This window comes from Comamonas suwonensis, from assembly GCF_012844455.2.
Lineage (GTDB): Bacteria > Pseudomonadota > Gammaproteobacteria > Burkholderiales > Burkholderiaceae_C > Comamonas > Comamonas suwonensis.
Genome location: NZ_JABBCQ020000003.1, coordinates 165,265 through 191,405, shown reverse-complemented (window position 1 = coordinate 191,405; position 26,141 = coordinate 165,265). Strand labels below are relative to the sequence as shown.

At 60.8% G+C, this 26,141-nt stretch carries 18 protein-coding genes and 1 pseudogene; 5 read left to right on the top strand and 14 right to left on the bottom strand.

Features of this window, described 5'->3' with window-relative positions; translation table 11 throughout:
• The first annotated feature begins 25 nt into the window (after nt 1–25).
• A complete protein-coding gene (locus HF327_RS04630; RefSeq protein ID WP_169107125.1) occupies nt 26–802 on the top strand; it encodes a type 1 glutamine amidotransferase in 777 nt (258 codons plus the stop codon).
• A gap of 102 nt (nt 803–904) precedes the next feature.
• On the top strand, nt 905–1,378 hold the full coding sequence (locus HF327_RS04625) for a ribosomal protein L7/L12 (RefSeq protein WP_169107124.1): 474 nt from the start codon (nt 905–907) through the stop codon (nt 1,376–1,378).
• Here the strand turns inward: HF327_RS04625 and HF327_RS04620 are convergent.
• The 5 genes from HF327_RS04620 to HF327_RS04600 form a co-directional block, all read right to left on the bottom strand.
• A complete protein-coding gene (locus HF327_RS04620) occupies nt 1,360–2,820 on the bottom strand; it encodes an efflux transporter outer membrane subunit (protein ID WP_169107123.1) in 1,461 nt (486 codons plus the stop codon). The two genes, HF327_RS04625 and HF327_RS04620, sit on opposite strands and share 19 nt — an antisense overlap.
• Complete coding sequence (locus tag HF327_RS04615) at nt 2,817–4,058, bottom strand: HlyD family secretion protein (RefSeq protein ID WP_169107122.1); 1,242 nt, start codon at nt 4,056–4,058, stop codon at nt 2,817–2,819. Before HF327_RS04615 ends, HF327_RS04620 begins: the two co-directional genes overlap by 4 nt.
• Nucleotides 4,059–4,060: 2 nt before the next feature.
• Nucleotides 4,061–6,169, bottom strand: coding sequence for an MFS transporter (locus HF327_RS04610; RefSeq protein ID WP_236024045.1), 2,109 nt, complete (start codon nt 6,167–6,169; stop codon nt 4,061–4,063).
• Nucleotides 6,170–6,175: 6 nt separating this feature from the next.
• Nucleotides 6,176–6,724: a TetR/AcrR family transcriptional regulator gene (locus tag HF327_RS04605; RefSeq protein WP_169107121.1), complete on the bottom strand. Its 549-nt coding sequence runs from the start codon at nt 6,722–6,724 to the stop codon at nt 6,176–6,178.
• Nucleotides 6,725–6,810: 86 nt separating this feature from the next.
• The gene (locus tag HF327_RS04600) at nt 6,811–7,722 is read right to left on the bottom strand and encodes a pseudouridine synthase (protein ID WP_169107120.1); all 912 of its coding nucleotides are present in this window, start codon (nt 7,720–7,722) and stop codon (nt 6,811–6,813) included.
• A gap of 120 nt (nt 7,723–7,842) precedes the next feature.
• Between HF327_RS04600 and HF327_RS04595 the strand changes: the two genes are divergently transcribed.
• Nucleotides 7,843–10,074, top strand: coding sequence for an AsmA family protein (locus HF327_RS04595; RefSeq protein ID WP_169107119.1), 2,232 nt, complete (start codon nt 7,843–7,845; stop codon nt 10,072–10,074).
• 53 nt (nt 10,075–10,127) lie between these two features.
• Here HF327_RS04595 and HF327_RS04590 read toward each other — a convergent pair whose 3' ends face one another.
• The 9 genes and pseudogenes from HF327_RS04590 to HF327_RS04550 all read right to left on the bottom strand — a co-directional run bounded on the left by HF327_RS04590 (nt 10,128) and on the right by HF327_RS04550 (nt 22,813).
• Nucleotides 10,128–10,862: a GntR family transcriptional regulator gene (locus HF327_RS04590; protein ID WP_169107118.1), complete on the bottom strand. Its 735-nt coding sequence runs from the start codon at nt 10,860–10,862 to the stop codon at nt 10,128–10,130.
• Nucleotides 10,862–12,208: a C4-dicarboxylate transporter DctA gene (locus tag HF327_RS04585; RefSeq protein ID WP_169107276.1), complete on the bottom strand. Its 1,347-nt coding sequence runs from the start codon at nt 12,206–12,208 to the stop codon at nt 10,862–10,864. The genes HF327_RS04590 and HF327_RS04585 overlap by 1 nt, the downstream gene beginning before the upstream one ends.
• 406 nt (nt 12,209–12,614) lie before the next feature.
• Entirely contained in the window at nt 12,615–13,604 is a 990-nt protein-coding gene (locus HF327_RS04580) for a Bug family tripartite tricarboxylate transporter substrate binding protein (protein ID WP_169107117.1), read from the bottom strand.
• A 297-nt stretch (nt 13,605–13,901) separates the two neighbouring features.
• Nucleotides 13,902–17,310, bottom strand: a pseudogene (gene dnaE, locus HF327_RS04575) (DNA polymerase III subunit alpha).
• Nucleotides 17,303–18,745, bottom strand: coding sequence for a DNA polymerase Y subunit UmuC family protein (locus HF327_RS04570; RefSeq protein WP_169107116.1), 1,443 nt, complete (start codon nt 18,743–18,745; stop codon nt 17,303–17,305). Before HF327_RS04570 ends, dnaE begins: the two are co-directional and overlap by 8 nt.
• Before the next feature lies 1 nt (nt 18,746).
• The gene (imuA, locus tag HF327_RS04565) at nt 18,747–19,643 is read right to left on the bottom strand and encodes a translesion DNA synthesis-associated protein ImuA (protein ID WP_169107115.1); all 897 of its coding nucleotides are present in this window, start codon (nt 19,641–19,643) and stop codon (nt 18,747–18,749) included.
• Nucleotides 19,644–19,924: 281 nt separating this feature from the next.
• Nucleotides 19,925–21,274, bottom strand: a complete 1,350-nt coding sequence (locus tag HF327_RS04560; protein WP_169107114.1) for an HD-GYP domain-containing protein — start codon at nt 21,272–21,274, stop codon at nt 19,925–19,927.
• Nucleotides 21,275–21,463: 189 nt separating this feature from the next.
• Nucleotides 21,464–22,102, bottom strand: coding sequence for a 3-oxoacid CoA-transferase subunit B (locus HF327_RS04555; RefSeq protein ID WP_169107113.1), 639 nt, complete (start codon nt 22,100–22,102; stop codon nt 21,464–21,466).
• 9 nt (nt 22,103–22,111) lie between these two features.
• The gene (locus HF327_RS04550) at nt 22,112–22,813 is read right to left on the bottom strand and encodes a CoA transferase subunit A (protein ID WP_169107112.1); all 702 of its coding nucleotides are present in this window, start codon (nt 22,811–22,813) and stop codon (nt 22,112–22,114) included.
• 74 nt (nt 22,814–22,887) lie between these two features.
• Between HF327_RS04550 and HF327_RS04545 the strand changes: the two genes are divergently transcribed.
• Together HF327_RS04545 and katG are read left to right on the top strand one after the other, a co-directional pair.
• Complete coding sequence (locus HF327_RS04545; RefSeq protein ID WP_099737070.1) at nt 22,888–23,430, top strand: PAS and helix-turn-helix domain-containing protein; 543 nt, start codon at nt 22,888–22,890, stop codon at nt 23,428–23,430.
• Nucleotides 23,431–23,765: 335 nt separating this feature from the next.
• Nucleotides 23,766–25,952, top strand: coding sequence for a catalase/peroxidase HPI (katG, locus tag HF327_RS04540; RefSeq protein WP_169107111.1), 2,187 nt, complete (start codon nt 23,766–23,768; stop codon nt 25,950–25,952).
• The last annotated feature ends 189 nt before the right edge of the window (nt 25,953–26,141 follow it).

Here is a 26,141-nt window from a genome sequence, read left to right as displayed (position 1 = left end):
CTTGAGTCTTCAAGCCCGCTTTCGTATGAAGCCTGTCGCCATCCTCCAGCATGAAGCATCGCAAGGCCCCGGCATCCTGCTAGACCATCTGCGCCAGCAAGACATTGCCCATGTGTTGCTGGACCCCTGCGCCCAAGGCTCGGCGCCAGCCGATGCACGCGACTATCGCGGCATCATCGTGCTGGGCAGCAACCACTGCGCCAACGAACAGCTGCGCTGGATCGACGATGAACGCTGCCTGCTGCAAAGCGCGCTTCAGCACGATATTCCCGTGCTCGGTCACTGCTTTGGAGCCCAGATGCTGGCCCGCGCCATGGGGGCGCGCGTCTGGCGCAACCCCTGCCCCAATATCGGCTGGAGTCAGGTCCACATCACACCATGCGCCCAGCAGTTAATGGATTTACCCGCGCAAGCCACCCTGTTCAACTGGCATTACGACACCTTCGAGATTCCCCAGGCCGCCACGCGCACCATGTACGGACAGCATTGCCTAAACAAAGGCTTTGTCCATGGTCGCCACTGGGCGTTTCAAGGCCACCTGGAGGTAACCGAAGCCAGCGTGCGCCAATGGTGCAGCGACGGTCATGACGAGTTGCTCCAGGCCCAAGGCCCAGCGGTGCAAAGCAAAGCCCAGATTCTGGCCCAGTTGCCGCTGCATATCGCCGCCTTGCACACCCTGGCTTTGCGCACCTACAGCGCCTGGACGGCCAGCCTGGATCGACCCGTATCGGTACCGGTCGCGGCTTCCACTTTCGATAAAATCAGGCTCAAGTCCAGTGATTACCTGCGCATGACGCTATGAATTCCTAAGCATTGGCAATGACAGGCAGGAATCAGACAGACGTTAAGCTGCAAGCCTTGGCATATCAACCGCCGGCCGGCCCGGCTTGAAAGGAAAGCGCGCATGAGCACACCGGTTTCCGCCGAAATCCTCTCCATCTGGAACAGTGGCAGCAAGGTGCTGGCCATCAAGATGCTGCGTGAGCAAAACGGTCTGGGGCTGGCCGAGGCAAAACAGCTGCTTGAATCTGCCGATACTGGTGCCGATGCAGCAGATTCACCGCTGGCATTGAACAGTGCCATACCCGCCAGCGCCGAGCTGCGCATTCACGCCGCCATGGCCAGCGGCAACAAGCTGGAAGCCGTCAAGCTGCTCAAAGAAGCCACAGGGCTTGGACTGGCCGAAGCCAAGGAGCGCATAGACGCAGCCATGCAGAGCGAACCCTTAAACCTGCAAGCAGCCCTGAATCAACCCACCCAGCCCAATGCCGCATCAAGCGCACCGGGTGAGGTCAAGAGCAGCCCCGGCATCCTCTGGCTCGCGCTGATACTGGTGGCGCTGGCCTGGGGTGCGTGGTTTTATTTCAAGGCGGCCTGAGTCTCTGGCGACTGCGCTGCGCTCTGCCAGCCGCCGCCCAGCGCCTGATACAGCACCACCGCATTTTCCAGCTGTGACTGGCGCAGGCGCACCACTTCTTGTTGCACGCCGAACAGATTGCGCTGTGCATCCAGCTGGTCCAGATAGCTGGCGTAACCTGCGTCATAGCGATCTTTGGCAAAGCCCAGCGTCTGGCTCAGCACTTTTTCACGCTCTTTGGCTCGCTGCCACTGGGTTTGCAGATGCTCGGTGCTGACCAGCGCGGTCTCCACATCGCCAAAGGCTTTGATGACCACGCCGCGATATGCGTAGGCCGCCTGATCGCGCTGGGCGCTGGCGGCATCGAACTGGCCTTGCAAACGCCCACCGCTAAAAAGTGGCGCGAGGATGCTGCCGCCCAGTGACCAGATCCGCGCCGGGTTGTAATCCAGCGCGTTGATGAACAGGCTGCCCAGGTTGGCGCTCAAACTCACTTGCGGCAAGAAGGCGGCACGCTGGGCGGCCAGGTTGCTGTCGCTGGCGGCCAGTTGCAGCTGGGCACGGGCGATGTCGGGGCGGCGCTCCAGCAGGCTGGAAGGCAAGCCCGGTGCTGGCATCACAGGCAGGGCCATGGAGCTGAAAGCGGCACCATCAGCCATCGTCGCCTGTGCCAGCTCTTGCGCCTGCGCATCACCAGAGCCACCCACCAGTTGCATCAGCGCAATGCGCTGGCGCTGCAACGCCAGAGTGAGCTGCTCCAGCGATTGCTTGACGCTTTCCAGCTCCGCCAGCGCCTGACTTTGCTGCAACTGCGAGATATAGCCCACACGCACCTGATCGGTAAGCAGGCGCACGGCCTCTTCACGCGAATGCACGGTGGACTGAGCAACAGCGATTTGTGCCTGCAGCGATCGCAGGCCGATATAGGCCTGGGCCGTGGTGGCGGCCACCATGAGCTGCACAGCATCGCGATCGGCCTGACTAGCTTGCAGGCGCAGATCAGCCGCTTTGCTCAGGCTGCCCAGACGGTTCCACAAATCCAGCTCCCAACTGGCTTGCAGCACAGGCTGGGCTGAGCGCACATGCACCATCTGGCCAGTTCTGGCGCTCAGGCTGCGGTTGGCGGAGCCTGGCGCGCTGACGGCGAGCTGAGGCATGGCGCCTGCGCCTGCCACATCGACATTGGCACGGGCCTCATCGACACGTGCCATGGCGATGAGTACGTCGTTATTGCGCTCCAGCGCCAGCGCGATCCAGCGGCTCAATTGCGCATCCGCAAAGGCTTGCCACCACTGGGCTTGCACGGCCGCAGCCTTGTTGCCGGACTGGCTCCAGCTTTCAGGCACGGCGGGCTGGGCACTGGTGGGTGCCTGGGTCAGACGGGGTACGCTGCAAGCGGTCAGCAGCAGCGCTGCTGCCATGGGCACGGCACGCCGCATCAGGATATTGATAGAGCGTTTCATGGCTTGACCTGCTTGGCAGCGAGCATTGCAGATTTTTGACTCAAATCGGCCTTAACCCCCTTCTGGTAAAGCGCAGACCGCTCTACTTTTTGCGCCATATTTTGTGCCGTATCGAGGCGCACGATCACCGACATACCGGGGCGCAGGCGCGCGGCGTCGCCCTGGCCATCATCAATAGATATCTTGATGGGCAGGCGTTGCACCACCTTGGTGAAATTGCCCGTGGCGTTGTCGGCCTTGAGAACGCTGAACTCAGAGCCCGTGGCCGGAGCGATTTCCTGTACATGGCCATTCAGGTGCACGCCGCCCAGCGCATCCACGCCGAAGCGCACGGCCTGACCTATCTGCACATGGGCGGTCTGCGTTTCCTTGAAATTGGCCACCACCCAGAAGGAGGGTGGCACCACATACATGAGCTGAGTGCCCGCCGCCACGTACTGGCCCATGCGCACGGACACTTCGCTGACCTGCCCGTTGCTGGGAGCGTGTACCACGGTGTTGTCCAGATTGATCTGTGCCTGACGCAGCTGGGCCTCTGCCATTTGCACCTGGGCCTTGAGCGAGTCGCGGCCCACGGTGGTGGCCTTGATTTTTTCTTGATTGATTTCGATATCGGCCTGCGCCTTGGCCACATTGGTACTGGCCATGCGCGAGGTGGCACGCACCTTGTCGCGCTCATTCAATGAAACCGAGCCGCGCTCGGCCAGCTCCTGCACACGTTGGAGTTCAGCCTGCGAGCGTTCGGCCTCAGCCTGCACCGCCGCCAGACCCGCGCGACTGGCACCCAGCGTGGCACGGTTCTGGGCCTGCGCCTGTTCGGAATTGCTGAGCTGCGCCTGTGCATTGGCCAACTGGGCCTGGGCTTGCGCCACGGCCGCTTCATAGCTTCGGCTGTCAATACGCACCAGCGGCTGACCCGCTTTGACCTGCTCGTAGTCTTTGACCAGCACCTCGGTCACATAGCCGTTGACCTGTGGCGCCAGCACGGTGACAGCGCCGCGCACATAGGCGTTGTCCGTCGTCACCACCGCGCTGTTGAAGGGGAAAAGATTCCAGGCGCGCAACACCAGCAAGATGCCGGCCAGCGCCACCACGGCCATGATGAGCACGCTGCGCAACGAGGGGCTGATCTTCTTGAGCGTGGGGGGCAAAGCCGCAGCCGGAGTTGCGGCCGGAGCCGGTGCAGGCGATGCTCCGGACGCTTGGGCGGAAGGGGTGGTTTTTTGACTGTCGCTCATGCTCAATCTCTTGGTGTTATGGGTTTGAGTTCATTGGCCGGAGCCTGCGAAACGATCTTTCGCTCCAGCGCTTCTTCAAGCGCAAGGGCCTGCGGGTTGTCTTGCAGCGGGTCGCGGCTGGCCAGAACGGCCTGTTCACCCGCCTCTGCCGCTTGGGCTGCGGCAGACAGCTCCTGTGCCTGCTCGCCTTCAATCACGATCGTTTGCACGGGGCTGGCGCAAGGCGTTTGCTGGCCCTCCTCCACATCGCCACTAGCATCGGTTTCTGTGGGCTGCACGACGACGGTCACGCGGCCTGCGTGGGATGGATCAGTTGATCTCTCTGCAACCGTGACAACACTACTGTCAACCGATGGCGCACGCTGGGGTACGCCATCCGTACCTGCTGCAGCCACCACTTGATTGCCGCTGAGCCGCGTCATCGCGCGCAGCCGGGCCATGGCGCGCCGCACATTCAAGACACCCCACAGCAGCCAAAGCAAATAGCTCATGGCAATGCAGGCAGTCAGTGCAAACACATCGTTATAGGCATGCACATTGGCCTCGCGCCGCACGACTTGCGACAGCTGAAGAGTGCCTTGACTGGCGCGCATGGCGGTGTCTGGGGTAACGCGGCCATAGACCTGCCCCTGCAACTTGAGCCGCTCGGCCACCACCGGGTCGGAGGCCTTTAGCTGATCGACCAGAGCGACGGAGTAAACCTGCTGCCGGTGCGCCTGATAGGTGCTCAGCAAGGCCGAGCCGATCAGGCCACCCATGGCCTGCGTCATGGAAAAAGTCAGCACCACGGTGAGCATGTGGTTGGCACCGTATTTGAGGCCGAGTGCCAGCCCCGTCATCATCAGCGGCCCCATGAAGATACCTGTGCCGACGGCCAGCACAAACTGGCTGAAGAAAAAGTCTGCTGGCCGGTCCAGGCTGCTGTGGTGCAAGTCCAGAAAAGCGGCCAGCGCCAGCAGCACCAGAGCAGCCAGAATCTGCTTGCCCAAACGAGGAATGCCAAAGGTGGCCGCAGACAAGCCAATCCCGATGATGGTGCCCAGCAAGATGACGCCAAACAGCGGCTGCATCTGGTCGGTGGTCATGCCCAGCGTGCGCATCAAGCCCACCACACCGTAGCTTTGCTCGGCCGTTAAAAAACGCAGCAAGATGGCGCCCACCACAAAACGCACGGTAGGCCACTGCATAAACCAGCGCGTATGAACCATGGGGTTGGCGCGGTGGTGCTCAATGTAGAGTGCCGTGCTGAGCAGCGCAATCGCTCCCACCAGCATCCAGGCCAGATCGGGCGTATCAAACCACCAGCGCGAATAGCCCTGTACCAGCACGGCAATCAGCAAGCCCAGGCCTGGCACCATGAGGCAAAAGGTGACGAAGTCCAGCTTTTCAAAGGCTTTGATATACAGGCCCGAGGGTAGTTTGAGCACCACCACGGCAGCGAATGAAAGCAGCGCCAGCCCGGCTTCAAACAGATAGAGGTTTTGCCATTCGCTGTTGTAGAGCAGCCCCGGCGACATGATCCAGGCCAGCGGTGTCGCCAGTTGCACCACGCCCACACCCAGCACCAGCATCTTGAGCACATAGGTGCGCGGCGCAGCCTGCAGCATATAGAGCGTGCACAGCGAGGTGCAGGCCGCCGCCGCCAAGCCGCTGGCAGCGCGCAGCAAAATAAGGCTTTCATAGCTGCCCAGCACCAGATGCAGCACGCTGAGCGCGGCGTAAACACCCAGCCCGATCTCCGTAAACAAGCGCATGCCAAATTGCTGGCGGAATTTGTAGACCAGCAGATTGGCCGTCATATTGAACATGACGTAGGCCCCACTCAGCCATGCGGCTTCGACCGCAGTCAGCCCCATCTGCCCCTGAATCGTTGGCAGGTTGGCGCTAAATAACGCATTACCCAGACCACCAGTCAGCCCGAGCAAGACGGCAATCAACCCATAGCAAACGCGCACCCACGGCAGGTGATGCGGCATGGCGGGCGAGCCGGGAAGCGCAGGTTTTTCATGCTCGGCCCAGTCCGGCGGGCGACGCAGCAAGATGACAGGGCCCAGAGGGATGGCTGGCGCTGCGGAAGCAGTACTGGGGGTTGGTGCTGCAGCTTGGCTCATACCGTCTCAGGCCTTGATTCCATCCAGAATGATTTGCAGAGCACGGCGGGCCAGTTGTTTGCGCTGCGCGGGGGTTTCGCCGCGCAGTGCACCGCCCAGCATGCCAAACACCAGCGAAAGCTCTTTGGAGTTCAGCGTCTGCTTGCACAGGCCTTTGGCCACGGCGCGCTTCATGGGTTCTTCAAACACCCGCCACATCTGGTGGCGTGCCCGAGCGATCTTCTCGTCACCCTGCTCTACCGTGCGCCAGTAATCGACCAGCGTGGCAGACACAGCGATGCGATCTGCCACCAGCGCCAGCAGCTTGAAGAAGGCACTATCGTCATCGCGCAACGCAAAGGCAGCGGTGCGCGTCTTCTCTACCGAACGCTCTAGCAGCGCCAGCATGATGGCCTGACGATCTGGGAACTGGCGGTACAGCGTAGCCCGGCCCACCTGGGCACGCTCCACAATCAAGTCCAGTGGCGCGGTCACGCCATGCTCGGCAAATACGGCATCGGCCGCATCCAGCAACTGGGCGCGACGTTCGGCGGATCGGGGGCGTGGTGTAGACATATGGAAGCCATTATCGGACAACTTTGTCCGATAATGGCTTCACTTACATTTCCCCCTTACCTGCTCAGGGTCGGCGAAAGTGTTCTTTAAATCAGCGGCAGCAGGTTGCGACGGCTGAAAAATTCACGGCGAAACCCGGTCAGGGGGTCATCAAACGCCAGACTGCGCGCCAGCAGTTGCAAGGGGTTGGAATAGTCACCCGGCAGCGCATCGTTGACCACGGGGTAAAGCGCATCGCCCTTGAGCGGCAGGCCCAGCGCCAGCATATGCACGCGCAACTGGTGGCGCTTGCCTGAGACCGGGCTGAGCCGGTAGCGCGCCCATGCGTCGTTGTGCTCGATGATGTCCATCTGCGTGCGGCTATTGGGCTCGCCCGCCACTTCAAGCATGCGAAAGAACTGACTGCTTTCCTCCATGCGGCTCACATGCTCACGTGGGAATGTCAGATCAGCCCGGTAAGGTGCCACCGCCTCATAGGTCTTGTGAATGCTCCGCTCTCTGAACAAGGCCTGATACACGCCCCGCGTAGCGCGCTGCACCGAAAACACCACCAGCCCTGCCGTGTCGCGGTCTATGCGGTGAATGGGAGAGAGCTCGGGCACATCAAATTCGCGTTTCAAGCGCACCAGCAAGGTGTTCTGCAGATACTGGCCTGCAGGCACCACAGGCAAGAAATGCGGCTTGTCTGCCACCAGCAAATGCTCGTCGCGGTAGATGACCTCGGCCGCAAACGGAATCTCTGGCTCATTCTCTAGCTTGCGGTAGTAGTAATAGCGCAGGCCGGGGGCAAACAAGCTGCCCTGCTCTGCGCGCTCTCCCGTCTCGCACACCATCTCACCCACGGTCATGCGGCGCAACCATTCGGCGCGGCCCACCGTGTGCAGACGCTCGCACAGAAAATCGATCAACAAGCCCTCACCCTGACTGGGTGCCACCACACAGCTGGGGCTGACGCCATCGCGCTGCGGCAAGACTTTGGGATCATGAGAGTTGTGCATGGCGCGCCATTTTAGAGCGGCTATGGGGTGCCACTGCCATGGCATCGTCATCTCCTGCCTACGCCGATTGCCAAACAAGCTCCCCAAAAATGGCGTAAGCCGGGCGTTAGCATGGTTGCAATGAATGAATCTGCAAGTCGCTCTGCCCCACTAACCGCACAACGCAAGCCCAGGCTCTGGCTGCGCCTGCTGAGTGCCATATTCGCTACCTTGGTCGTGCTCTGCCTGGCCGCCGCCGCCATTGCCTTGATGGATTGGAACCAGCTCAAGCCCTGGGTCAATGAAAAAGTCAGTGCCGCCACCGGCCGCGAATTTGCTGTGGAAGGCGACCTTCAGCTGAACTGGACCTGGCCGCAGCCGCTAGACACGGGCTGGAAGCACTGGATTCCAGGCGTGGTGGTGAGCGCCGGGCAACTGCGTATTTCCCAACCCCAGGGCTGGCAGATTGCACAGCTGCCCAACCAGGGCAGCGACGACTTGCCGGCCCTACCAGCGGTACCCACAGAACTCAATACAGGACGCTTGCCAAACCGCGAGCCGGCCGCAAAGCCAGGCACGGCGACCGACATCACGAATACACAGGATGAGCGCGATGAAATCGCCGAGTCCGGCGAGCAAGCTCCGCAGCGCTCCGACACCACCATGGCTACGGCCGCCAGCGCCACCGCCAGCCTGCGGCTGCTGCCACTGCTTGCACGGCATATTCAGCTCGATCAGCTGGTGCTGGAAGCTCCGGACATGGTTCTGGCCCGCAACAAGTCAGGCCAAGTCAACTGGGCATTCAAAACGCCTGAAAACAATGGTCCACCCTGGAGCTTCCAACTGGGCCAGTTGCACATACGCCATGGCGTTATCGGCTGGGTCGATGGTGTCAAGCGCATGGCCGTGCGTGCGCGGATAGACAGCTTGCGCCAGCCGGTCACCGCAACTCAGCCCTACGGCATACGCTTCGGGCTGGCTGGCTATATGGAGCAAGATCACCGAAAACGGGCGCAGATTCAGGCACAAGGACTGGCAGGCCCGGTGCTGGACCTGCAGCAAGAGCGCTTGCACTTTCCGCTGCGTATATCGGCCAGAGCAGGCAGTCTGCAGGCCTTTGCAGAAGGCTTTCTCGACAATCCCAAGAGGCTGGAGGGACTGGACTTTCAGGTACGGCTGCGCGGCAGCAGCATGGCCGATCTGTTTGAGCTCACCGGCTTGCTGCTTCCTGCCTCGCCGCCGTTTGAAACCAACGGCCACCTGATCGGCAGCCTGCAACCGGGCAAGGCCGTCTGGAATTATGAAAATTTTCAAGGCAAGGTGGGCCAAAGCGATGTACGCGGTGATCTGCATTACCAGTCTGCCAAGCCCAGGCCAAAGCTCAGCGGCCATATTTCGTCCAAACAACTGCGCCTGCAGGATCTGGGGCCGACGATTGGAGCAGCACCTTCGGGCAGCAGCGCCAAGCCCGAGGTGCACAACGGCAAGGTGTTGCCGCAAATCCGCTTTGACACGGATAAGTGGGACAAGATGGATATGGATCTTCACTATGAAAGCGGCCATATCCTGCGCCCCGACGCCCTGCCCCTGCAAAATCTCAAATTGCGTGCCCAGCTCGACAACGGCAAGCTCACGCTCTCACCGCTGCAGTTCGGCTTCGCCCAGGGAACGCTGGACCTGAGCACCACGGTGGACAGCCATGCCAAGCCCGTGGCTGCCCAGATCAAGGGCCGGGTCAATGCACTCAAGCTGTCGGCGCTCTTTCCCAAGATCGAGAAAATGAAGAAAAGCCTGGGTCGCCTGGATGGAGCCATCGCCTTGGAAGGCCGTGGCGAATCGCTGGCGCAATGGCTGGGAAGCGGCAACGGTTCGGTGCGGCTTTATGTGCGCGAAGGCACGTTCAGCCGCGAGCTCCTCGATCTGGCAGGCTTGAACGTGGGCTCCGTCATCGTCTCCAAGCTGTTTGGCTCGGACAAGGAAGTGCAACTGCGCTGCGCCATTGCAGACCTTCAGGTGCAAAACGGCATGGCCCGCCCCCGCAGCGCCAAACTGGCAACCACCGAAGCGATCGTGGAAGCCAGCGGCCAGATCAACCTGGCGCAGGAGACACTGGATTTGCGAATCGTGCCCGAAGCACTCAAGTGGAAGTTTTTTTCCCTGCGCACACCGCTGTATGTGCGCGGCAGCTTTGCCAAACCCGACGTAGGCCTGGAGCCAGGTCCCCTGGTAGCCCGCGCCGGTGCTGCGGTAGCCGCCGCAGTTTTTGCACCAGCCGCCCTGGCTTTGCTACCGCTGACCGTACCCGCCGCCGACGACGACGTGAATTGCAGGCAGTTGCTGGCACAGGTTCAAACCAAGGGTCAAAGCAAGTGAAGCTGCCCCCCAGGGCGAAGCCCAGGGGCCGCAAGCACGAAATCAAGCGCCGCTCAGACAGCGGTTTTTTGCACTGTGTCCATCAACGAATCGGCAAGCAGCTCTGTACCCACCGGTGCCAGCGTGGCACGCAAGCGCTCGCTGGCACCGGGTGGAGGCTCGGGCGGACGGATATCCAGCGAGCGCTCCACCATGCCGATGTGTTCCAGCATCAGAGTTTTGGCCTGCTCGGTATCGCCACGCTCAAGAGCGGCCACGATGCGCTCATGCTCGGCACAGGACTGGTTTGCACTGTGCGTGGACTGATAGAGCGTGGCAGCCAGCGTGGTGCGTGCCGTGAGATCGCGCAGCGTCAATGCCAGCAGGCGGTGCCCCATCTGCTCGGCCAGACAGACATGGAAGTCGGCCAGCAAAAAGGCACGTGTGGCAGCGTCTGCGCCTTCTATGACCTGCTTTTCCTGGGCAATGTGGCGGCGCAGCTGGCCGATCACGCTTTGCATGGGGCGGCCAGCTTCACTCAATATGCCGGTCTCTATGATGCGCCGCGCTGCAAAAGCGTCCTGCGCTTCCTCGACAGTGGGCTGCACCACATACCAGCCCCGGCGCGGCTGAACCTGCACAAAGCCGCGCGCCTGAAGCTGCATCAGCGCCTCGCGCACCATGGTGCGGCTGACGGCAAAGGTGTCGGCCAGTTCCTGCTCCCCCAGCCTCTCGCCGGGCGCCAGCTTCTGGGCCAGTATGGATTCAACCACGCGCTCGGCGATATGCAGGGGGCTTACAGGATTCATTAGGCGACGGGGTGAGCAGGAAGGATGGGGGATGCCGGCTGGGCAAGCGGCGCTGGAACGGGAGCATCGGCAGACTCGGGACTGTCAACCAGGCCGTCGAGCACCGCATGGGCACGCTCGCGATCAATATCACCTTCCCAAGCGGCGATGGCCACGGTGGCCACACAGTTGCCGATCAGATTACCGACGGCGCGGGCAATGCCCATGAACCAGTCTACAGACAATACCAGCACCAGCCCGATGGCGGGGATCGCCGGAATCGCATGCAAGGTGGCCGCCAGCACCACGATGGCCGAGCCCGGCACGCCATGGGCGCCTTTGGAAGTCACCAGAGCGATGGCCAGAATGGTCAGTAGGTCCGCCATGCTGATGGGCGTGTTCGTGGCCTGGGCGATGAACACGGCCGCCAGCGTGATGTAGATGGAGAAGGCATCGAGGTTGAAGGAGTAGCCCGTGGGAATCACCAGGCCCACGGTGGAGTCACGCACGCCCATGTTGCGCAGCTTGGCCATGATCTGGGGCAGCACGCTGTCGGAAGATGTGGTGGCAAAAACCACGGCCAGCTCCTCACGCAGATAGCGCAGCAGCTTGATCAGGCTAAAGCCCGACAGACGCATCACCAGGCCCAGCACCACGAAAACGAAGAAGGCCACGGCCACATAGAACAGCAGCACCAGCATGCCCAACTGCTTGAGCGAGCCTATGCCGTACTGGCCCACCGTGAAGGAGATCGCACCCAGCACACCCAGAGGTGCCAGCTTGATGATGATGCCCATGATCTTGAACAGCACATGGGACAAGGTGTCAATCAGCAAGCTAACGGGAGCAGCGCGCTCGCCCAGCATGCTCAGGCCGCAGCCAAACAGCACGGCAAACAACAGCACCTGCAGCACATCGCCTGTGGCGAAGGCCTGGACCACGGTGGTCGGTATGAGCTTCATCAAAAAGTCCACCGTGCCGACGCTGGTCAGCTTGTCGGCATTGCTGGCATAGGCACTCATGGCCGAGGCATCGAGCTTGCTCGTGTCCACGTTCATACCCGTGCCGGGCTGGAACACAAAGGCAAGCACCAGACCCAGCACCAAGGCAATGGTGGTCAGCGCTTCAAAGTAGATCAGCGCCTTGACGCCAACGCGGCCCACGCGCTTGAGATCGCCAGCGCCCGCGATGCCATGCACCACCACGCAGAACACCAGCACGGGGATGATCATCTTGATCAGTTTGATGAAAGCATCGCCCAAGGGCTTGAGTTTCGCGGCCCATTCAGGGGCCAATAGTCCGGCGAGCACACCCAAGATGAGTGCGATCACCACCTGTCCGAAAAGTGATTTGGCAAAGCGGCGCATAGTCGTCTTTCGCAAGTTAGAAATTCTTGTATGCAAGTTCTTCAAAAACTTGCATACAAGAATGTAGATAAGCGAAAGCCGTGCCAGAAGCGGGTATTCCCTGCAGATTTGCAGCACTTCAGAGACGATCAGCCCTGACCTGCATGCAGGAAATCAAAGCAGTTCCCCTTCGTGGTGCAGGCGAACTGAGCGATGTGCCCGCATTTGAGGCATTTCAACCAGAGCAGCCCAAAGACGGTGCACAAGAGGGAGACATTGAAGAATGCACCTGCAGAGCACTGCTTCTGTGACGTCTAGCGACTATTCATTGGAAAGCGTTTGACGCAGGCCATAGGCACGCCAGCCAAGTGGCTTTAATCAAAAAAACGCCTCGCAAGGAGGCGTTTTATGCACAGCGAAATGCCGCTCAGTTATCTGGCGTAATCTTGGCAAACTTCACCAGTTCGGCATATTTTCCCATGTCGGTGCGAATGACCTGGGCAAGGCTTTCGGTGCCGCTGGCTGGCGGGGTGCCTGCAACTTCCAGCCTCTGGCGGATGGCCGGATCGGCCAGACCGGCCTGCACCGCTTTTTGCAAGCTGGCGACGATATCTGCGGGAACGCCCTTGGGGGCCGCCAGCGCAAACCAGCCGCTGAGGGCATAGCCTTTGAGCGCAGGATGCTCGGCCAGCGCGGGCACGTTCTTCAAGGTGCCGATGCGCTCGGCCGTAGTGGCACCCAGGATTTTGATCTTGCCCGATTGCACCAGAGGAGCCGATGCCATGGGAGAGAGAATGGCGAAATCCAGATTGCCGCCACCCAGATCAGCGGTCATCGCAGGCGAGCCTTTATAGGGGATATGGGCCAGATCGATGCCGGCGGTCTTCTTGATCAGCTCGCCTGAAAAATGCGGCGTGGAACCAATGCCCGGGCTGCCGTAGCTGTACTTGCCGGGATGGGCCTTGGCCAGCTTGATGAACTCATCGATATTCTTGACCGGCACATGGGCGCCAGCCACCCACAGATTGGGTGCCGAAGCCGTCAAAGAAATCGGCGTCAGGTCGACTGCAGGGTCATATTTTTGCGCGGCGTTGACAAACTTGGTACCGGCCATCTCGTTGCTGGAACCTGCCAGCAAGGTATAGCCATCGGGCTTGGCAGATACCACACGCTGCGCGCCCACCACACCTGCGGCGCCGGGCACGTTCTCAATCACCACGGTGGTGCCAAGCTGCTTGGCCAAAACATCGCCAATCACGCGCCCCACCATATCGACCGAGCCTCCGGGCGCGTAGGCCACCACGATGCGAATCGGTTTGCTGGGATAGGCGGTTTGCGCATGCAGCGAGCCTCCCAGCAAGGCTGCAGCGCAGGCAAACAAGGTGCGTCGTGAAAGGGCGGCTGGACTCAGATTCATGGTGTGCAATATTCAGCAGGGATCACAAGCAATTCATCATCGAAACACAATGGATTGCTCAACAAATTTTGATTCATTGTCCTTTCTTTATTCGTCATTTGAAATACATAGAAACCAGAGCATGGCAAGCCGACTACGTTCTTGCTGCTTCGCCGGTTTCTCTGTTGAACAAGGCATCTTCTTGCCGACTCGGTTTCTGTTTTCGGACTGCTTCGGCAAGCGCCAACTCAGTTTTCTGGTTGACAGCCGTACAACTCAAGCGCTTTCGCCACAGCTACTGCCATCCAAGCAACAGCCTCAATGAAAATCGCGGCTGCTCAATCCCACTTGCGCAAAACGCCCCAGCCAGCGTGTCATATCCCTGGCTCGCATCACTACCAAATGGTGAGCAGCAGGCGCTTTCTCTGATTGGGTATGAACATGTTTTGCCTCATGCACCTCGGCATTCAGCTGAGGTGCTGTACTTGTCTGCCATACGCCTTCCACGGCCAGCAGGCGCGAGACCAGCAACGGCGTTTGCCAGCGGGCAAAGGTCTGGGCCCAGACTACGAGATTGATGACGCCGGTTTCATCTTCCAGGGTGATGAACAGCGTGCCCTTGGCCGTGGGCGGGCGCTGGCGCACGGTGACGATGCCGCAGGCCCGCACCTTCTGGCCCGGCGACATCTGGCGCAGCTCGGCTGCGGTTTTCAGGCCATGGCTTGCCAACTTGGGGCGCAGCAGGGCTAGCGGATGACGGCGCAGGCTCAGCCCCGTGGCGGCGTAGTCGAACATGATTTCCTCGCCCTCTCTCGCCGGAGGCAATTCCAGTGGCGTCTCGTGAATCGGTACCTGGGCAAAAATGGGTGGCAAGGCCGTCTGGGCCGCAGCATCCCACATCTGCTGACGTCGGTGACCGGCCAGACTGCGCAGCGCATCGGCGGCAGCCAGGGCTTCCATATCCGCCTTGTCCAGCCCGGCTCTGATCGCCAGATCGGCCACATCCGCCCATGGGGATTGCGCTGCCCGCTCCTCAATGCGTAGCGCTGCAGCTTTGCCCAGCCTGGCGACCCGATTCAGCCCCAGGCGCACGGCAGGCTGAGGCTGCTCCACGCCGCGCAGGGTCTGCAAAGGTGCTTCCAGCGTGCATAGCCAGTGGCTGTGGCAAACATCCACGGGCAGCACCTGCACGCCATGGCGCCGCGCATCCTGCACAAGCTGCGAAGGCGAATAAAAACCCATGGGCTGGGCGTTGAGCAGCGCCTGCAGAAAAATGGCAGGCTCGTGTCGCTTGAGCCAGGCGCTGGCATAGGCCAGCAGCGCAAAGCTATAGGCATGGCTTTCAGGAAAACCATATTCGCCAAAACCCAGCATCTGCTGAAAGATGGCATTGGCAAATTCGGGACTGTAATCTTTGGCCTGCATGCCGCCAACGAGCTCATCTCGAAAGCGATGCACCCCACCCTTTCGCTTCCAGGCGGCCATGGAGCGGCGCAATTCGTCCGCCCTGCCCGGCGAAAAGCCAGCAGCCTCAATGGCGATCTGCATCACCTGCTCCTGAAAAATGGGCACACCCAAGGTGCGCTTGAGTGCTTTTTCAAGCTCCGGCTTTTCCAGCTTGAGCGGCAGCTCACGGCGTGCACGCTCGCGTGCCAGCAGATAGGGGTGGACCATGCCGCCCTGAATCGGACCGGGCCGCACGATGGCGACCTCGACCACCAGATCATAAAAAGTGCGCGGCAGCAGGCGCGGCAACATGCTCATCTGGGCCCGACTCTCGATCTGGAAGGTGCCCACGGTATCGGCGCGGCAAATCATGGCGTAGGTGGCCGGATCCTCCTGGGGAATCTGATGCAGCGCCCATAACTCGCCGCGCCAGCGCGCGCTCATTCAATGCGGTGCGCAGCATGGTGAGCATGCCCAGGGCCAGCACATCGACCTTGAGCAGACCCACGATGTCGAGATCGTCCTTGTCCCACTGAATGATGGAGCGCTTGTCCATGGTGGCAGGCTCCACGGGCACCAGTCGCGTGAGCTTGCCCTCGGTCAGCACAAAACCGCCCACATGCTGGCTCAGGTGCCGCGGGCAGTCCTTGAGCTGCCAGGCCAGCTCTATCCAGAGACGCAACTGGTGCGCGCCGACGGCCCAGTCTTTTTCCTGAGTCAGTACCTGGGCCTCCTTGAGCTTGCGCTCCACCCAGTCTTCGGGCAGGACTTCAGGGGCGTGATCCTCTTCGGCCGAATCCAGCGCCTCGGCATGCGTCTGTGCTTGTGCCTGGGCATGCTCACTGAACCAGTACTGCCCCTTGGCCAGGGCATCGATCAGATCCGCCGGCAGCCCCAGCGCCTTGCCCACATCGCGCAGCGCACTGCGGCTGCGCCAGCAGCTGACCACGGCCGTGAGCGCAGCGCGGTCGCGCCCGTATTTGTCATAGATGTACTGAATCACCTCCTCGCGCCGCGCATGCTCGAAGTCCACATCGATATCGGGCGGCTCCTTGCGCTCTTTGCTGATAAAACGCTCGAACAGCAGATGGTTGCCTTTCGGGTTCACCGCCGTGATGCCCAGGCAGTAGCAAACCACCGAGTTGGCCGCCGAGCCTCGCCCCTGGCAGAGAATGCCGATGCTGCGCGCATAGCGCACGATGTCATGCACGGTGAGAAAGTACATCTCGTACTTCTGATCCGCAATCAGCGCCAGCTCTTTGAGAAGCTGGCGATGCACGTCCTCGGGAATACCTTGGGGATAGCGGCCTGCCGCGCCCTCCCAGGTCAGCCAGGCCAGGGTCTGCGTGGCCGTCATCCCCGGCAGCACGCTCTCCTGCGGATAGTCGTAGCCGATCTCATCCAGGCGAAAGCGGCAACGCCCGGCCAACTCCAGCGTCGCCTCCAGCATGGCCCTGGGATAGAGCGAAGCCAGCCGCAGACGCGAACGCAGATGTCGCTCGGCATTGGGCTGCAACGCAAAACCGCACTCGGCAACCGTCCGCCCTAGACGAACAGCGGTCACCACATCCTGCAGCGGCTTGCGCGAGCGTGCATGCATATGGACATCGCCACAGGCCAGCAGCGGCAGCCCCAGATCTGCAGCCACTTGCTGCAGGCTGTGCAGCCACAGACTGTCATCGGGCTCCAGATGCAGCTCCACACCCAGCCATAGATTTTCAGCAGAAAAATGCTCTGAAACGCTTTTCAGGCAAGCGCTGATAGCTATCCAATCAGAAGCATTCAACTGACTGCGCTGCGGCAGCAGCAGGCATTCACAGCCCTGACGCAGCAGATGCCAGGGACTGGCATCATCAACCACATAAGCACCTTTGGCGGCCCGGCTGCGGGCGGCGGTGATGAATTCACAGAGATTGCTCCAGCCCTGAAGATCGCGCGCCAGCGCCACGATCTTGAGTGAGCCCCAGACGAACTCGCTGCCGTAGATCAGATGCAGGTCGCAGTCTCGCGCCGCCTCGAAAGCACGCACGACGCCGGCCACCGAGCATTCATCGGTCAGTGCCAACGCCGCATAGCCCAGACCTTTGGCGCGTTGCACCAGTTCCGCCGGAGAGGATGCGCCACGCATAAAGCTGAAATGCGACAAGCAGTGCAGCTCCGCATAGACCAAAGGCCCCCTGCCCATAGCCGAAGCCTTGGGGCTTGCCAGTGTGACCGCTGGCGGTAGCGCAGAAGGCAACAGGGCTGGAGCAAGCAACGGGTCCATGATCGACTCAGCCATAGATGCCCTGGACAAACCAGTTGAGGGAGCCGCTTGCCATGCGCCTGGAAGGATCGACCCGGACACGCTCGCGATAAATCCAGACATGTCCGACCACGGCGTTATAGGCCACGAAATAGTCGCGCACCGCCAGCCCGGTCTGTGAACCAGGTTGTGCATCCGCTTGCCCTTTGTTCTCGCCATCCCACCAACCCGCCTCGAGGCGATACGGGCCCGCCTTGAGCTGTAGCGGCCCAAGCCAATGCGGGCGATTGCCCTCCACCTCCAAGGCCTGAGGCTGTGGCAGCAACCAGGGCGGCCACAAAGCTTGCCAGGGGTCGGCGCAGCGGGTTTGGCGGCTTCTCGTCCCTGCGGGCTTTGGGCTCTGCAGCAAGGCCGCCGCACTTTGCCAGCGCTGCATGGCCTCGGGCCGATGGTCGGCACGAGACTGGACCATTTGCACGGCATCACCGCCCCAGCGGGCACTCAGGCGCTCCACCCACTCATGCCAGGCCAGGCTGTCAGACATGCCGTGCCCCGACGGCTCCGGCAGGCAGCTCTGCGGCTCGGCAGACCAAGGTATCGTCTCCAGCGCCCGCAGCTCCAGCATGTCAACGGGCGCGCGCCAGCGCCGCTGCCCCAGCTGTTCACGCAACAGACGCTGCAAATGATCCATGGCCTGCGTGGGCTGGGCCGTGCGGATACCAAGCCCATCCCAGGGCGGCAGCTCCTGCCCATCGATACGGCGCAGATCATGATGCCAGCGCAATTGCAGTACCAGCACCGCATGGTGCCTGGCCTGCAACCAGGACTGCAGCGCCCGCAGCAGAGGCTGAGCAGCCTGGAGTACCGCATCGGCGCTGTGAGCCGGGTAACCCAGATCATGGCGTTGCACAAACTGCTGTGGCAGCTGCAGCCAGTCCAGCGGCTGGGGCAGCACGCCATAAGCCTCGTCGAGCACGCGCAAAGTTCTGGTCCCCAGGCGGCGCGACACGCCTGCGCGCGGCAAGGCGCGCACATCGCCCCAGGTCTGGCAGCCCAGGCGCAGCAGCACGGCACTGTGCTGCTGCAAAGCCGTCAGGGTCCACAGCGGTAGCGAATCGATTTCCTCCCGTAAAGCAAGCTTGCGCCCTTGCTCTGTGCATTTTTGCTGCAGTCTGAGCCGGGCCAGCGCCTGCCAGGCCGTGAGACCTTGAGCGCGCAGCGACTGCGGCTCCGATGCCTGCCCCGGCGCTGCCGCACAGACTTGGGCAAAGGACTGGTCCAGTCGCTCCAGCATGGCCTCGATGCCGCCCCACAGGCGCTGCACCATGCTGGTTTCCATGAGCAGCGCGTCTTCCAGCAGAACCACACGCGGCGAGAACTCCAGTGCCCACCAGCAGGCGCTGTCGGGAATCGGCGTCTGAGCGCTCAAGCAGGCCGCAGGCCAGGCAATCCAGTGAGCACAGTCACCCATATCATGCCTCCGCCGCCCAGTGAGAAGCCATCACAGGCGAAGCCACTCGCCCTTGCCTCAGCATGGCGGCATCCTCGCTCTGGCGTGCCTGTCTGTGTGCCTGGGCCTGAAGCACCGGCAGCCATGCCCATTGCAGAAGTGATAGCTGCACCGGCTTTTCCAGCAAAGGGCCGCGGCGCTTCAGTATCTGAAGCTGCAAACCAGGCATATGGCGGGCCGCAGCGTCCGGCGCAGCTCTTTCCACCCTGAGCCGCAATGCGGCAGGCGAGCTGTGCAATGTGGAATCCAGCTCTTGCCATAACCAGATCGGTCGGCCCTGGGAGGCCGCCGCCAGCTGCAGGCGCCGCTGTGCCGACAAGGGAAGACCGGGCAGCCAGGCCAGCACCGCCAGCACATCGCGGCAATGCAGGGCCTGCTCGCAGGCCCAGGCCAGTTCCTGCGCAGAACGATCTGGCCGAACGCAGCACAGGCGCTCAGAATCCAGGCCCGCAGCCTGCAAGGACGGGGCAAACGGCAGATAAGGCGGTGCCACCAGTACCAACTTCTCCGTCTGCCGTCCCGCCAGCCGATGCACCCGCTTCGCCAGGGCGGGCAGCAGCAAGGACCATTCCGCATGGCAATGCGCTGGCTGCTGCACCTGAATCAAGGCATTGCCAGGCCAGCCACCACCGGGCAGCTCCCGGTCCAGAGCCGCATGGCCGCTGGGCCAGACAGTCTGGCCGCTGTCCAGTTGCCAGTCCGTGCCGCGCCAGACACCAGGAATCTGTATGGCCGATGCACCCGCAGGCCGTGAACCTACTTTGGTGCCCTGCTCAGCATCGGTCCTCAGCGGGCCAGACACGGCCATACCGGGCCTTGCGCCAGAGCGTACAAAAGAGGTCAAGGATTGGGTGTTCATGCAGCAACTCCAAAATACTGTACAAATATACAGTTATCTGTGTTTTTCCGCAAAACAAGGTCCGATGCAAGGCGGCAGATGCCCACAGCCCTTTGGCCTCAACAGCCATGCACTATCAAAATTGAATGTTCAAAAAAACGAAAGCAGGCAAGGGAAAGCACACCGCATCGCGGCGTAATGCAAAAAATTTTGATTGAAATCGCGGCTTTTCGCTTTCTGTTCAAGCGCCTTCAGCTATCAAATTTGAGTTGACAGACTCTGTCTCTTTCGCCGCAACGCGGTCAGTTCAGTGACTGCTTTCCAGCATGCACCCCTGCTGCACCCGCATGCGGCATCAGCTGGGCACAGGCCTCGCACCAGTCGACCGCTGCGACATCAAACATCGATCCACCGTGATCCGGCGCCGGCCGGCGGCGCAGACAATCGTTCATGGTGGCCTGCAGCTGCCACAGGGCTTCACGGTTGACCAGCGCCAGCTCGCTCATGCCCAGCGCATCGTCCTTGAGGTAGCTCAGCACATCCATCTGCTGGCTGGGGTGTGAACCCGCTTCGGCCAGTTGCTTTTGCAGCTGCGCCAGGCTGGCTTCCACCAACACCGCAGCCTGTGCATCGGGCATTTGCTGCCATTGCTCGGGGAAGTCGCTTTTGAGTTCCGTCCATTTGCGCATTGCAGCCTCGAGTGCGGCGATGCTGTGCGAGAACTCGGCCTGCAGCGGCTCAAGCGGCTGACCAGGGCTGATTTCGTCATAGAGCAGCGGCAGGATCAGGTGCACCAGATCGGCCGGATAGCTCTTGTGGTTCATGCGCAGCATCAGTGACAGGCGCTGACCGGGCATATCGGTGAACTTCTCGAAGAAGGCCGACACCACCTCGGCCAGCAACAGCACCTGCCCCATGGGCGAAATGGCGTTGCCCTTGATGCCGCGCGGATAGCCGGAGCCGTCCATGCGCTCATGGTGTTCCAGTACGGCGATTTCGACGGCACGCGAATACAGCTCGGTGCTGCGCACCACCAGCATGGCGGTGACCGAATGCGCGACCAGATGCTTGCGCTCTTCGCCGCTCAGGCGGTGCTCAGGATCGGTCCACGCGGGGTCCATATAGAGCATGCCCACATCGTGCAACAGTGCCGCAGTGGCCAGCGGCACGCATTCGCGCTCGGTCCAGCCATTCTTGAGGGCCAGGAAAATCGACACCAGCGCCATTTGCAGGCTGTGGTGATAAAGATCCTCGCGCTGCTCGCGCATGACAGTGAGTTTGAAGGCGATGGCCTGGGGCAGCAGCAAGCCCTTGAGCGGTGCCAGCAGGCGCTCCAGATCACCCATGGACTTGACCATGCGGACCAGCAACTCGACCTGCTCGCACTGCTGTCGTGCCAAGGTCATCAGCGAAGCCACATCGACCAAGTTACCCGTGATCAGGTTGGCATCAATCGGGTCACGCAGCTTGTGCATGACCAGACGGTCATAGAGACGGCTGTCCACACGTGTACCTTTGTCCACCAGCTTCATGCCCTTCTCGGTATAGATTGCGTCACCTGTCATCACCTCCGTATGCTCGGCCATATCGGTGACTGCGCGCAAAAAATGTACATCGGTCTCGTGCCCTGAAGCACCAGCGTTCTCACTCATCAAAGCACTCTGTTTCTGTCTGCTCAATCAAACCCAATTGTTGCAGATTGAATTATTTTTTGTAACTTTATTCAGCATAAACAGCTTGCAACGCTTTATCCATATGCGATTGCAGCTATCAAATATGCAGATTCGGCATAAAAAAAAGAACCGCCTCGGCGGTTCTTCTAGGGTTCAGCGCTGACTTGCTTATCGGATCAGCGTCACGCCGGTCTTGGACTGAATCTCTTCAAAGCTCACGCCGTCGGCCAATTCCACCAGCTTCAGGCCTTCGGGAGTCACGTCCATCACGCCCAGATCGGTGATGATGCGGCCGACCACGCCCACGCCAGTCAGTGGCAGGGTGCAGGCAGGCAAAATCTTCAGATCGGTGGTGCCGTCCTTTTTCTTGGCCACATGCTCCATCAATACGATCACGCGCTTGACGCCAGCCACCAGATCCATGGCTCCGCCCATGCCCTTGACCATCTTGCCGGGAATCATCCAGTTGGCCAGGTCGCCCTTTTCGGACACCTGCATGGCCCCCAGAATGGACAGGTTGATTTTGCCGCCGCGAATCATGGCAAACGACTGGTCGCTGCCAAAGATGGACGAGCCCGCAATGGTCGTCACGGTCTGCTTGCCGGCGTTGATCAGGTCAGCGTCGACCTGGTCTTCTGTCGGGAAGGGGCCAATGCCCAGCATGCCGTTCTCGGACTGCAGCCACACTTCCTTGTCACCGGTGTGGTTGGCCACCAGGGTGGGAATGCCGATACCGAGGTTGACGTAGAAGCCGTCTTCGAGTTCTTGGGCCGCGCGCGCGGCCATCTGATCTTGGGTCCAAGGCATGACAGCTCCTTATTTTTTCTCAGTGATGGTGCGCTTTTCGATGCGCTTTTCGGGGTTGGCGTTGTGCACGATGCGGTGCACATAGATGCCCGGCAGGTGGATATCGTCAGGCGCGATCTCGCCCACTTCCACCAGCTCTTCCACCTCCACCACGCAGACCTTGCCGCAGGTTGCCGCAGCAGGGTTGAAGTTGCGAGCCGTCAGGCGGAACTGCAGGTTGCCGCTCTTGTCCGCGCGCCAGGCCTTGACCAGGGACACATCGGCCACGATGGAGCGCTCCATCACATAGGTTTCACCATCAAATTCGCGCAGCTCCTTACCCTCGGCCACCAGCGTGCCCACACCGGTCTTGGTGAAGAACGCAGGGATACCGGCGCCGCCAGCGCGCATCTTCTCGGCCAGCGTGCCCTGGGGCGTGAATTCCAGCTCCAGCTCACCGGCCAGGTACTGGCGCTCGAACTCCTTGTTCTCGCCCACATAGCTGGCGATCATGCGCTTGATCTGGCGGGTGTCGAGCAGCTTGCCCAAGCCAATGCCGTCCACACCGGCGTTGTTGGAAGCGACAGTGAGATTCTTGACGCCACTGGCGCGCACAGCGTCGATCAGGGCTTCAGGAATGCCGCACAGGCCAAAGCCGCCAACGGCCAGCAATTGCCCGTCAGCCACAACGCCTTGCAGCGCCGCATCTGCGGATGGGTAGAGCTTTTTCACACATGTCTCCTTTATTTGGGATGCTCTACGATACTACGTACTCAAGTAAGTAGTTTTTCGTAAAGAGCAGTACTATGAATGTGGATTACCAGTTGGCGTTTGACTCAGCCCCCGTCGGTCTTGTCATTTCGCGCAACCGCATCATGATCGACTGCAATCGGCAGTTATGTGAAATGTTCCATGCATCGCGCGAGGTACTCATAGGCCAGACGTTCCAGGTGCTTTACCCCAGTGTCGATGAATACGAACGGCTGGGCGCGCGCATCGCCCCCATTCTCAATACCACAGGCATTTATTCGGACAACCGCATCATGAAGCGCGCCAATGGCGAGGTCTTCTGGTGCCATGTCAGCGGCCGCACCCTTGATCGCGATGACCCGCATGCCTCTGGCATCTGGAGCTTTGAAGACCTCTCGGCCCAGCGCCCCGTCAAAGCCGAACTCACAGGTCGCGAGCGCGAAGTAGCAGCCCGCCTGCTCGAAGGCATGACCAGCAAGGAAATCGGCAAGGCGCTGGCCATCAGTCACCGCACGGTGGAAATCTATCGCGCGCGCCTGATGCGCAAATACGGTGCCTCCACGGCCGCTGATCTGGTGCACAAACTGGTGGCTGGATGAGCGCCACTCAAGTGCTAGGCCAAGCACGGCATTTGACATCTCCTGCTTGTGCAAATGCGCACGCTCGCATAGGCTTGAAAAGCCAAGCCGTACCTGTTGTCTGAAGCAGCAGAGCTGCTGCGGCAAGGCCGTCAAAAAAGCCTCCCTCACATTTATTTCTATGACGCGGCTTAGTAATTTCAATAGCGCAAAACGCCTGTCTTGCCTGCCCCCGCTGATAATTCACCTCAAGCATTTGCAAATGACTATCGAAATTAATTAATCAATGCCAAATATTGATTGACGTCAGTTTTCTAACCCCACCGACTTGTCGGAACGTTGAAACGGAGAGCCCCATGACTACAGAATCCAAGTGCCCCTTCCACCAAGGCCAGAACAGCGCAACCGCTGCCGTCGGCAATGGAACAACCAACGATCACTGGTGGCCAGATCGCTTGCGCGTGGAACTGCTGAGCCAGCACTCCGCCAAGAGCAACCCTCTGGGCGAAGACTTCAACTACGCTGAAGAATTCCAGAAGCTGGACTATGAGGGCCTCAAGCGCGATCTGCGCAAGCTGATGACGGACTCTCAGGACTGGTGGCCTGCCGACTACGGTCACTACGGCCCTCAATTCATCCGCATGGCCTGGCACGCCGCCGGCACCTACCGCGTGCAAGACGGCAGAGGGGGCGCCGCCCGTGCTCAGCAGCGCTTTGCGCCGCTGAATAGCTGGCCCGACAACGTCAACATCGATAAATCTCGCCGCCTGCTGTGGCCGCTCAAGCAAAAGTACGGCAACAAAATCTCCTGGGGCGACCTGATGATGCTGTGCGGTAACGTCGCGCTGGAAACCATGGGCTTTCGCACTTTCGGTTTCTCCGGCGGTCGGACCGACACCTGGGAACCCGATCAGGACGTGTATTGGGGTGCTGAAAAAGAATGGCTGGCCACCAGCGAAAAGGCCAACAGCCGCTACTCTGGCGATCGCGAACTGGAAAACCCGCTGGCTGCCGTTCAGATGGGCCTGATTTACGTGAACCCAGAAGGCCCGGACGGCAACGGCGACCCCCTGGCTTCTGCCCGCGATATTCGCGAAACCTTTGCCCGCATGGCCATGGACGACGAAGAAACCGTCGCCCTGATCGCGGGTGGACACACCTTCGGCAAGACCCATGGCGCAGGCGATGCGGCCCACGTAGGTGCCCCCCCTGAATCTGCCGGTCTGGAAGCACAAGGTCTGGGCTGGGCCAGCTCCTTCCGATCCGGAAAGGGGGCAGACGCCATCACCTCCGGTCTGGAAGTGACCTGGACACAGACCCCGACGCAGTGGAGCAATTTTTTCTTTGAGAACCTGTTCGGCTTTGAATGGGAACGAGAGAAGAGCCCCGCCGGTGCCGGGCAGTGGGTAGCCAAGGATGCCGGCCACATCATTCCCGCCCCCGACGCTGGCGGCGCAATGCGCAAGCCCACCATGCTGACCTCAGACATCGCTCTGCGCGTGGATCCCGTCTACGAAAAGATTTCTCGTCGTTTTCTGGAAAACCCACAGGCATTTGCTGAAGCCTTTGCCCGTGCCTGGTTCAAGCTGACTCACCGGGACCTGGGCCCACGCTCGCGTTATATCGGCCCAGAAGTTCCCAAGGAAGAGCTGCTGTGGCAAGACGTGGTGCCTGCCGCCACAGAAGCACCGATAAGCGAAGCCACTGTCAATGCCATCAAGGCCAAAATTCTGGCCTCTGACCTGAGTGTGCAGGAGCTGGTCGGCACAGCCTGGGCCTCGGCCTCCACCTTCCGCGGCTCCGACAAGCGCGGTGGTGCCAACGGGGCCCGGATTCGTCTGGCACCCCAAAAAGACTGGGCTGCAAACAACCCCGCGCAATTGAGCAAGGTTCTGGAAAAGCTGGAAAGCATCCGTGCCGAGTTCAAGATCTCTCTGGCCGACCTGATTGTTCTGGCAGGTGGTGTGGGCGTGGAAAAAGCCGCTGCCGACGCGGGCGTAACCATTGCCGTGCCTTTCAGCCCCGGTCGTACCGACGCGTCTGCCGCGCAAACCGATGTGGACTCGATCCAGTTTCTGGAGCCCAAGGCCGACGGCTTCCGCAACCATCTGCAAGGCAAGTTCCCAGCGTCTCCAGAGGCACTGCTGATCGACAAGGCGCAGTTGCTGACCTTGACCGCCCCCGAGATGACCGTACTGCTCGGCGGCTTGCGCGCCATCAACATCAACACCGATGGCAGCCAGCATGGCGTGCTGACGACAAAGCCCGGCCAGCTGACAACCGACTTCTTCGTGAACATTCTGGACATGGCCACCCAGTGGACTGACCTGAAGGACGGCACTTACGAAGGCGCAGATCGCAAGACCGGCGCCAAGAAGTGGACAGGTACCCGGGTTGACCTGGTGTTTGGCTCCAACTCCATACTGCGTGCCCTGACCGAGGTGTACGCAGAGATGGGTAACCAGGACAAGTTCTACCAGGACTTTGTGGCTGCCTGGACCAAGGTGATGAACCTGGACCGCTTTGATCTGAAAAAGGTCTGACAAAGCAAGGGGGCGCATGAGGCATAAACCTCCCCCCCAAAAAAAACGCCTTCTCTCTCAAAAGCACTCTCCGGAGTGCTTTTTTCGCTCAGATGAATGCCTTCACATTTTGCTGAACCTGATCTCAATTCCACCCATTGATGTCACCGTTCATGGCTTCAAAGAAAAGCCAAAACCCTATTGCACATC